An 8,825-nucleotide genomic window follows, 5' to 3' on the forward strand; every position below is an offset into this window, starting at 1 on the left:
CCCCCCGCCCGCCCCCGGCGAGAAGGAGACACGATGCCATTTGAAACGCAGGGGCCGGAACCGCTGGACGCCGTTATCAATGTACGGCTAACCGCTGCGGAGAAGGCCCGCTTGAAGGAGGACGCCGACCTTGCCGGGTTGAGCATGTCCGAGCTTGTCCGCCGCCGTTACTTCGGCAGGCCAATCATTGCCAACGCCGACGCCGTGATGCTCAAAGAGCTACGGCGCATCGGTGGATTGCTCAAGCACATCCACAACGAGAGCGGAGGCGTTTACAGCAAGGACACAGCCGGGGCGCTTGTGGCCTTGAAAGCCTACATCGGGAAACTAAGCCGTGATCGTCAAGAAGGTTAAGAACCCGCAGAAGGCGGCAAGCAAGTCAGTGCGCATTTCCCGCTTGACCGGATACATCCGTGAGCCTGAGCGCGAAAACTCGCAGGAGAAGTGCATCCATGCCGGTGCGCGTGGATTCATCACCGATGAACCACACAGCCAAACGGCTGAAATGATTGCCTTGTCTCAAGAAGCAGTGAGAAGTAAGGACACGATCAATCACTATGTCTTGAGTTGGCGAGAAGGCGAGCAACCCAGCCCGGAGCAGGTAGAAGAAGCGGTAAGCATCTTTATGGAAGAGCTTGGCGTTAAAGACCATCAAGCCATTTATGGCTTGCACGCCGATACGGACAACTTACACCTTCACCTTGCCATCAACCGCGTGCATCCTGAAACGCTCAAAGTGGTGAAGATCAATAACGGCTTCGACATTGAGGCAGCGCACAAGGCGATAGCACGAATCGAGAATGCACAAGGCTGGCAGCGGGAGCAGAACGGGCGCTATCAGGTGTTGGAGAACGGTGAACTAGGCCGGGAGCACATCGACAAGGACAAGCCGCGCCAACCAGCACAGCCGAAGCGTGACATGGAGAACCGAACCGGCGAGAAATCCGCCGAGCGCATCGCCATTGAGGACGGCGCACCGATCATCAAGAAGGCGCAGACGTGGGAGCAGTTGCACCGAGAGTTAGCAGCCAAGGGGATGCGCTACGAGAAAACCGGCAGCGGGGCAACCCTCTTTGTCGGTGATGTTGGCGTGAAGGCCAGCAGCGCAGACCGGGACGCGAGCCTATCCAAGTTGCAAAAGCGACTTGGAGCCTACCAGCCAGCGCCGCAGCGGCAGCAGGTAGCACAGCGGGAGCCGGAGCCGATCAAGCCAGACGTGCCGGGGTGGAAGGACTACATCACCGGGCGCAAGGCGCACTACGCGGAGAAGAACGCCGCGAAGCTGGCACAGGACAAGCGGCAGGAGCAGGAGCGCAAGCAACTTGCCGAGCAGCAGAAGGCCCGCCGCGATGAACTCATGCGCGGCAACTGGAAGGGCAAAGGCGAAGTGCTCAACGCCATGCGCAGCGTGATTGCCGCCGAGCAGGCGGCAGAGAAAGCGGCCTTGAAAGAGAAGCACCAGAAGCAGCGCGAGCAGCACCGGCAGCAGTTCCGCCCTTATCCCGACCTGGAGCAGTGGCAGCGGATGCAGCGCAGCCCGGAACTTGCCGAGCAGTGGCGGCACCGGGCCAGCGAGCCGCAGCGCATCGAGGGCGACCGCAGCGAGCCACCGACGCCGCGAGACATCCGCGCCTATGCCCCGGAGATCGTGGGCCAGCAGGTGCATTACAGCCGCCGCGACGAAGGCAGCGGCGGGCGGGGTGTGTCTTTCGTGGACAAGGGCAAGAGCATCGACATTCACGACTGGCGCAACCGGGACAGCACGCTTGCCGCCTTACAGCTATCGGCGCAGAAGTGGGGCAGTTTCACCGTGACAGGGAACGATGAATACAAGGCCATGTGCGCGAAGTTAGCAGCAGAGCACGGCTTCAAGATCACGAACCCAGAGCTACAGGAGAGCATCCAGCAGGAGCGGCAGCGGATACAGCAGGAGAGGGCGCAGGCGATGAAATCGGAGCAGCTAAAGCAGTTCGAGCGGTACGCGGAAGCGGTAGGCGCGGAGCGTTACCGGGTAACGTCCATCAAGATGCGCGAGGACGGCGGCAAGCAAACCTTCATCCTCGACAAGAAGGACGGCATCACGCGGGGTTTTACGCCGCAGGAGATCGAGCAGCGCACGCCGGAAATGCAGCGCCTACAGCGCCGCGGCGAAAACCTGTACTACACGCCGCTATCGGACAAGAAGCATCACATCCTGATCGACGACATGAACCGGGAGAAGCTGGAGCGGCTTATCAAGGACGGCTACCAGCCCGCCGTGGTGCTCGAATCCAGCCCCGGCAACTATCAGGCCATCATCACTGTGCCGAAGCTGGGGACGCCTCACGATAAGGACGTGGGCAACCGCCTGAGCGATGCCCTGAACCGCGAATACGGCGACCCGAAGCTATCGGGAGCCATCCACCCGCACCGCGCACCGGGCTTTGAAAACCGAAAGCCCAAGCACCAGCGCGAGGACGGCAGCTATCCCGAAGTGCGCTTGCTCAAGGCCGAGCGCCGCGAGTGCGTCAAAGCGTTGGCCCTGTCCAGCCAGATCGACGCCGAGTATCAGCGGCAAGCCGCCTTGAAGGCGCAGCAGCCCGAGCGCAACAAGGCCAAGCCTGCCTTGGAGCTTGCAGCGGCCAGCGGCAGCGCGATCGACGCCTATCGGCGGCATTACCGCGACGTGCTCAAGCGGCAGCGGGGCGGCGAGGTGGACTTGTCCCGCGTGGATTCCATGATTGCCGTGCGGATGCGTGTCACCGGCCACGATCAAGCCGCCATCGAGGGCGCTATCCGCCAGTGCGCCCCGGCCACCCGGCAGAAGGACGAAGGCCGCGACTGGAACGACTACGCGCAGCGCACCGCCCGCTATGCCTACAGCGCCGCAGGCGACCGCCAAGCCGCCGAGTTGGGCAAGTACCGGCAGCAGTGGGAGAAGCTGGAAGGCCGCGAGCCGCAGCGGCAGCAAGAGCAGGCCAAGGCGCAGAAGATCGAGCGCGACAACTCGCCCGGCATGAGTCGATAAGGCTTGACGTAACTACAAAACGAATCTACAATAAAAACACAATGGAACTTGAATGGGACGCCGATAAAGCGGCACGAAACCTGAAAAAGCACGGCGTTTCCTTCGAGGATGCCGAGCTTGTTTTTTACGACTCCGGGCGGGTTGAAGCCTACGACGGACGCGAGGACTACGGGGAAGATCGTTGGGCAACGATTGGGCTTGCCTATTCGGCTGTCCTGTATGTGGTCTACACCGTTCGACACGAGGAAACCATCCGCCTTATCTCTGCGAGGAAAGCAAATGCCGACGAAAGAAAGCAATATCGTGAAGCGAACTCTTGACCTCAAGAAGCCGCCGCAGTTGAGCGCCGAGCAGAAGGCGCGACTGGATGCCGTGGCCGCGATGCCAGATGAGCAGATCGACTACAGCGACGCGCCCAGCCTACCTGATGCCGTTTGGATGAAGGCGGCGGAGCAGTTGCCTCACACCAAGAAGCAAATCACGCTGCGCATTGATGCCGAAGTGTTGGAGTTTTTCAAGCACACTGGCGCGCGGTATCAGTCCCGCATGAATGCCGTTCTGCGCTCTTACGTTGAGGCGCACAAGGCGCACGCGAAATGAGCGGTGGAGACAAGCAGCTTGAGCTTGAAGCGCTCGCCGCCGTGGGCGAAATGCTCTTGTTCGACCAAGCCAGAGGCAACCCGGAAGAAGCCGCACGCATCCTGCGATGTGCGCGGCTTTTTGCTCGTTCAGAGAACGCCGCGCAGCGCCTCAGCGAGCTATGCAACGAGGCGGGCAGTAATGCCGCTTGGCACGAAAACATCGTGGAGGAACTGCAAGACCGCGAGGACTTGCAAGCCGCCGAGGCCGTCATGGAAGCCCGCCGACAGGCTCAACTTGTTGCGCAGGCGGATAGCGCCGACACGGCCTTGCAGACCCTCATGGACGAGGTAGCGGCGGACACCTTCGGCAGTCTTGAAGCAGACTATGCAGCCCAAGCACAGGCCGAGCAGGAACCTTTCCGCTACGAGATCATGCCCCGCCCCGCCGATCTTGGTGGCGGTTGGCGGTTGCGCCTGTTGGAACGTGGCGAAGAAGTCGGCGGCGGGGTGTTCCCGTTGTCCGAGTACGCCACGGCAGAGAGCGCAAAGGAAGCGGCCAACTATGCCTATGAGGATGCCTTGGCCGAGGCTTCTGCATGGTTGGCATCGAGGCAAGATTAAGCGGCGCAGGCCGGGGATTGCAGCCCCGGCAGCGCCTAACCAAAACCGTTCTACACAGGAGAACAGCATGGCTTTAGACATTATGGCGGCCTTCACCAATGAGCCGCCAGAGCTAGATTTCATCTGGCCCGGATTCTTGGCCGGAACCGTGGGCGCACTCGTCGCACCTGGTGCAACTGGCAAGAGCTTTTTTGCCCTTGAAGCGGCCATGTCCATTGCGTGCAGCGTGGCAGGCGGCGACCTCGTAGGGCTGGCCCCCATGCACACCGGCCGCGTGGTCTATCTCGCTGGCGAAGATCCACAGCCCGCCCTTGTGCGGCGTGTTCACGCCATCGGCCAGCACCTCAACCAGTCGGCCCGCGAAGCCATCGCGGAGAACCTGACGCTTGAGCCGATCATGGGCAAGCGGTTGAACGTGATGGACGAGGCGCACTTGCGCCGCGTCATCGACTACAGCGCCGGGGCGCGGCTGATCGTGCTGGACACCTTGAGCCGTATTCACAGCCTCGACGAGAACAGCAACGGCGACATGGCCCGCCTTGTTGCCGTGCTGGAACACATCGCGGCCAACACCGGGGCATCAGTGCTTTACCTGCACCACGTCAGCAAGGGCAGCGCCCGCGACGGCCAGACCGACCAGCAGCAGGCAGCGCGGGGCGCTTCCGCCCTGATCGACAACGCCCGTTGGTGCGGCTACGTCGCCAAGATGACCGAGCAAGAAGCCGAGCGTCTGACTGATCGAGGCTTTGACCGCTCGCCCATTGGCGACCGACGGAAACGCTTTGTGCGATTTGGTGTAAGCAAGATGAATTACGGCGAACCTCAAGATGAACGCTGGTTCCAGCAGCATGAAGGTGGAGTGTTGCTGCCCGTTGAACTACAGGAAGTCAGCAATGAAAAAAACAAAAAAGGGGCGAGCCGTGATAAAGCCTAAGCACGAACTCACCCATGCTAGGCATGACCCAGCTCACTGTCTCGCGCCGGGTCTTTTCCGCAGCTTAAAGAAAGGCGACAGGAAAAAGCTAAAGCTGGACATTACCTACTACTTCGGCGCGGAAGCTCTGCGCTTCGTTGGATTTGAACCGCTTGGAGCCGACGATATGCGGCTACTGCAAGGCATTGTTGCAATGGCTGGACCGAATGGCATTCTGCTAACGCCAGACCCAGAAACACCAGCAGGCAAGCAATTGAGGCTGTTCCTTGAGCCACGTTTTGATGCGGTAGAGCAGGATGCCCTAGTGGTGCGCCAAACACTTCCTAAGCTACTAGAGGAGATCGGATTAACCGATGGCGGCGACAACATTAAAGCCCTCAGAGACAGCCTGATACGCATGTCTAACGTCACCGTGATTGCAATCAAAGATGGGGCGCAAAAAGCGCAAGCCTCATCCCATCTCATGACGCACCTTTTTGACGAAACAGATGGGCGGCTGTGGGTTGCCCTCAATCCGCGAGTTACCGAAGCTGTCATGGGGCGTCGTCCCCATACACGCATCGACATGACCGAAGTCAGGGCGCTACAAACAGACCCGGCACGGCTGATGCACCAGCGCCTGTGCGGTTGGATTGACCCCGGGAAGTCCGGGCGCGTCGAACTGGACACGCTGTGCGGCTATGTCTGGCCAGACGTGGCCACAAACGCCAACACCATGAAAACACGCCGACAGGCCGCCCGCAAGGCGCTTGCAGAGCTTGTTGCGCTACGTTGGGCTGTCCACGAGTACGCCAAGGGCAAGTTCGAGATCATTCGGCCTGCCATGTCAGCCCCTGAGCTACCGTAGTAACGCCACCCATCCGCCGTAGTAACGCCACCCATCCGCCGTAGTAACGCCACCCGCGACAATCGAAAAAACCCAAGCCCAGCGGGGGGTTACGCGCTATTTCAAAATTCCTTCCAAGATTCTCCAAGAATCTCCACTATGCGCGGCTTTCAGCCGCCGCTTTAGGCGTCGTCTGAAGCCTTGCCTTCGGGCTTCGCCCTGCGCGGGCTAAAGCCCTTGCAGACACACCCCCGCCCGCCCTCCCGCCCGCCCGCTTTCAATTCAGCGTTTTGTCTTTTGGGTCGTGGTATGCCCAGTTCGGGCTATCGCCTGCAGCAAACAAGCCTTCAAAGATGGCTTCCCGGTGTTTCACCAGCAGACCTAGAAAATTGGCTTCTAGCTGCTCGTGCAGTGCCTCGATGGCTTCGCTTTGCTCATGGGATAGCGCCGGGATGCTTTGGAGCAACGCTTGAACCTCGCTGTAGCTGGGGAACTTTGCAAAGACGGCATCGCCGTCTGTGAACGCCCTGCCGATGTTGAGTAGCAAGATGCCGGTTTCGTCGTCGGTCTGGAAGTCCCCAAAGATGCCCATCGTTCCGTTGGGTGCGACAAGCTGAGAGGTGCGGAAAATCTCGCCTATCTCATCTTGCATGATCGTTGGTGCTTTGCTCAGATCGACCACGATACGGGCGCTATTGCGCCCGATGATCGCGCCGTGCTCATCGAGCAATTGAAACAAGTCCCGCAGGCCAGCCAAGACCTTGCAGTTCTGTTCTGTGGCCTCTTGTTGGGTGTAGTTCAAGGCAGCCTCCAGCCATAAATTTTTCCATCCGGTGCCGTTTGAACAAAGCAGAAGCCATTTTCACGCTTCCAGCCTTGGCCGCTGCATCGTGCCAAGTCTCTGATGCTTCCAGCTTGAGCCAATCGGTAAGCTGCCTGCCCTTCCGGCGTGTTGGCCCATGCAGCCGCCGCTTTCTCGTCCTTGGCTTCGGTGTATCCCGCGCCGTATCCGGCCTGATAGCCCGAATTCTTGCTGCTGCTGTGCATGTACCAGCCGAACAGGCCGACGCACAGGAAGGCCACGGCGATGCAGCCCGCCGCCCACTGCCACATCTGCTTTGCAGATGTGTTGTGCGCGACCTCTTGCGCTGCTGCCGCTACAGCTTGCGCCAAATCCGCCTTGGCTGCTTCCGCTGATGCTTTCACGGTTGCATCCGCCGTTGCCTTGAAATTGACCAAGGTATCTTTGGCGGCTTGTGCTATCGCTTGCGGGAACTTCTCATACTGGCCTTGGTAGTGCTGCAAGGCCATGAGCACCAGCCAAAGCGCATCATTGTTTTTCAGGCCGAGTGCATCACGCACCCGGTAAAGACTTTGCCGCTCCGCGTCACTGGGTTGCCTGCCGAGCAGCTTTGCAAAGCTGTCATCTAGGTCACTCATGGACTACGGCCTCCAATACCTTTTTGGCCTCGTTGCGCCACCGGGTAAGCTCCGCACGGTTGCCAATCGGTAGTTCCTTGAGTGCTACCGCAATGCTCATACGCTTGCTGTAAATGTCATCGCTCACACGGTCAGCCATATCCGGGAATGTCACCGACTGCCCGCCGCGTTCCTCTACCGCCGTGCGCAGCTTGGAGCCGTTGTAAAGCTCGAACTTCTTTTCTTCCCCGAAGTGTCCATTGCGTACTACATGAACATCCGCATTCGGGATTGCGTCCATGTATTCCTTGAGCAGTTCGAGGCTATCCCGCTGCCGGTTAATCACCCACAGCGTGACCAGCTTCCGCTTGAGTTCTTCAAGCGTGCTATTCAGTGTTTCACCGTAGGCGCTCACGCCCTTGTTATTCCGTGCTGCCGTGTTGATTACTACAACGCTATCCGGCTTGCTATCGCATAGGTTCACTAGCTGAATCCATCCGTCCGCCTCATCCAGATTGATAAGCTCCGTTTCGGTGCTTTCCTTGTAGGCTTTCCACACGTCCGGGTTAGAGGTGTCGGATTCAATCAGCAAGACGCTTTCGCCACGCTCTTGCAGGTAATCAACGGTTGCCATCGTGACAAGCGACTTGCCTACGCCGCCCTTGCTGCCGCCGATCAGGTAAATGCTCTTTGCCATGCTGCTAACTCCTTAAATGTCGTCGCTGTCAGGTTTCGGGGTGAATGTCGCCTTGGATGCATCCGCAGGCTTCTTGTCGGCGGGGCGGGGCGGGGGTGTGTCTCCCGGTGCTTGCACCGGGGCTTTTTTCGCTGGCTTTGCCCTCTGCAAGTAGCTCTTGAGTGTCGGCGTTGCGATGCTCAAGCCTTCACCGCGTAGCGTTTCCGAAATCTGGTCAAGCGTGTATCCACGCTTTTGCAAAGCGGCGATCTCTTTGGAGAGAACGCGCACGGCCTCTTGCTTGCTGTGTTCCTGCTTCTTTTTCTCGACTGGTGGCATATCGCGCAGCTTCGATGCGATAGCTTCTAGCTGCTCTGTCGTGTACTTCATTGTGCTAACTCCTTTGCTAACTGGTTGCGGAGTTGACAGCATAGCGCCTTTTATGCTTGTTGCAAAGTGCGTCCCGTGCGCCTAAACTGCTGATATGATAGTAGAGCGGCTGAGCAATACAGGATGACCGTTGTAACACACATGGCTATGCCATGTGGTTCCAACGGACGCCTGTCCATTCGGCGCTTCGCTTCTCACGGTCTGGCTTATCCTGCAAGGGGTATCCCCTTGACCCCGGACAGTGCGGCGCTTTCGCTTCTTACTGTCTAAGACACACCCCCCGCCCGCCCCCGGCGAGAAGGAGACACGATGCCATTTGAAACGCAGGGGCCGGAACCGCTGGACGCCGTTATCAATGTACGGCTAACCGC

Annotated in this window: 11 protein-coding genes; 7 read left to right on the forward strand and 4 right to left on the reverse strand. The window is 59.4% G+C overall.

The window, feature by feature from the left end; translation table 11 throughout:
- Positions 1-33: 33 nt before the first annotated feature.
- The 7 genes from HNQ59_RS18720 (at position 34) to repC (ending at position 5,990) form a co-directional block, all read left to right on the forward strand.
- Positions 34-354 (forward strand): plasmid mobilization protein, encoded by a 321-nt coding sequence (locus tag HNQ59_RS18720; protein ID WP_184041918.1) that lies wholly within the window; start codon positions 34-36, stop codon positions 352-354.
- Complete coding sequence (gene traI / locus HNQ59_RS18725; RefSeq protein WP_184041919.1) at positions 335-3,007, forward strand: TraI/MobA(P) family conjugative relaxase; 2,673 nt, start codon at positions 335-337, stop codon at positions 3,005-3,007. Before HNQ59_RS18720 ends, traI begins: the two co-directional genes overlap by 20 nt.
- 41 nt (positions 3,008-3,048) lie before the next feature.
- Positions 3,049-3,327 carry a BrnT family toxin gene (locus HNQ59_RS18730; RefSeq protein WP_015060221.1) on the forward strand — a complete coding sequence of 93 codons (279 nt, stop codon included), beginning with the start codon at positions 3,049-3,051 and terminating at the stop codon, positions 3,325-3,327.
- Positions 3,287-3,607 carry a BrnA antitoxin family protein gene (locus HNQ59_RS18735; RefSeq protein ID WP_184041920.1) on the forward strand — a complete coding sequence of 107 codons (321 nt, stop codon included), beginning with the start codon at positions 3,287-3,289 and terminating at the stop codon, positions 3,605-3,607. The genes HNQ59_RS18730 and HNQ59_RS18735 overlap by 41 nt, the downstream gene beginning before the upstream one ends.
- On the forward strand, positions 3,604-4,209 hold the full coding sequence (locus tag HNQ59_RS19765; protein ID WP_246491087.1) for an antitoxin MazE-like protein: 606 nt from the start codon (positions 3,604-3,606) through the stop codon (positions 4,207-4,209). The genes HNQ59_RS18735 and HNQ59_RS19765 overlap by 4 nt, the downstream gene beginning before the upstream one ends.
- A 67-nt stretch (positions 4,210-4,276) precedes the next feature.
- Complete coding sequence (locus tag HNQ59_RS18745; protein ID WP_184041921.1) at positions 4,277-5,143, forward strand: helicase RepA family protein; 867 nt, start codon at positions 4,277-4,279, stop codon at positions 5,141-5,143.
- Positions 5,130-5,990, forward strand: a complete 861-nt coding sequence (repC, locus tag HNQ59_RS18750) for a replication protein C, IncQ-type (RefSeq protein ID WP_184041927.1) — start codon at positions 5,130-5,132, stop codon at positions 5,988-5,990. The genes HNQ59_RS18745 and repC overlap by 14 nt, the downstream gene beginning before the upstream one ends.
- 256 nt (positions 5,991-6,246) lie before the next feature.
- Here repC and HNQ59_RS18755 read toward each other — a convergent pair whose 3' ends face one another.
- From HNQ59_RS18755 to HNQ59_RS18770, 4 genes are read right to left on the reverse strand one after another with little or no spacing between them, the layout of a single operon-like run.
- On the reverse strand, positions 6,247-6,771 hold the full coding sequence (locus HNQ59_RS18755; protein WP_184041922.1) for a hypothetical protein: 525 nt from the start codon (positions 6,769-6,771) through the stop codon (positions 6,247-6,249).
- Positions 6,768-7,409, reverse strand: coding sequence for a DUF6753 family protein (locus HNQ59_RS18760; RefSeq protein ID WP_184041923.1), 642 nt, complete (start codon positions 7,407-7,409; stop codon positions 6,768-6,770). Before HNQ59_RS18760 ends, HNQ59_RS18755 begins: the two co-directional genes overlap by 4 nt.
- Complete coding sequence (locus HNQ59_RS18765) at positions 7,402-8,085, reverse strand: nucleotide-binding protein (protein ID WP_184041924.1); 684 nt, start codon at positions 8,083-8,085, stop codon at positions 7,402-7,404. The genes HNQ59_RS18760 and HNQ59_RS18765 overlap by 8 nt, the downstream gene beginning before the upstream one ends.
- A 12-nt stretch (positions 8,086-8,097) precedes the next feature.
- The gene (locus tag HNQ59_RS18770) at positions 8,098-8,454 is read right to left on the reverse strand and encodes a protein mobC (protein WP_184041925.1); all 357 of its coding nucleotides are present in this window, start codon (positions 8,452-8,454) and stop codon (positions 8,098-8,100) included.
- Positions 8,455-8,825 lie beyond the last annotated feature (371 nt).

Origin of the sequence: Chitinivorax tropicus (genome assembly GCF_014202905.1) — a bacterium.
GTDB classification, from domain to species: Bacteria; Pseudomonadota; Gammaproteobacteria; order Burkholderiales; family SCOH01; genus Chitinivorax; species Chitinivorax tropicus.

Bases quoted from the DNA above. Each gene is read 5' to 3' on its own strand.
- HNQ59_RS18720 (WP_184041918.1), top strand. From the start codon at position 34: ATGCCATTTGAAACGCAGGGGCCGGAACCGCTGGACGCCGTTATCAAT.
- HNQ59_RS18730 (WP_015060221.1), top strand. From the start codon at position 3,049: ATGGAACTTGAATGGGACGCCGATAAAGCGGCACGAAACCTGAAAAAG.
- HNQ59_RS18735 (WP_184041920.1), top strand. From the start codon at position 3,287: ATGCCGACGAAAGAAAGCAATATCGTGAAGCGAACTCTTGACCTCAAG.
- HNQ59_RS19765 (WP_246491087.1), top strand. From the start codon at position 3,604: ATGAGCGGTGGAGACAAGCAGCTTGAGCTTGAAGCGCTCGCCGCCGTG.
- HNQ59_RS18745 (WP_184041921.1), top strand. From the start codon at position 4,277: ATGGCTTTAGACATTATGGCGGCCTTCACCAATGAGCCGCCAGAGCTA.
- HNQ59_RS18760 (WP_184041923.1), bottom strand. From the start codon at position 7,409: ATGAGTGACCTAGATGACAGCTTTGCAAAGCTGCTCGGCAGGCAACCC.
- HNQ59_RS18765 (WP_184041924.1), bottom strand. From the start codon at position 8,085: ATGGCAAAGAGCATTTACCTGATCGGCGGCAGCAAGGGCGGCGTAGGC.
- HNQ59_RS18770 (WP_184041925.1), bottom strand. From the start codon at position 8,454: ATGAAGTACACGACAGAGCAGCTAGAAGCTATCGCATCGAAGCTGCGC.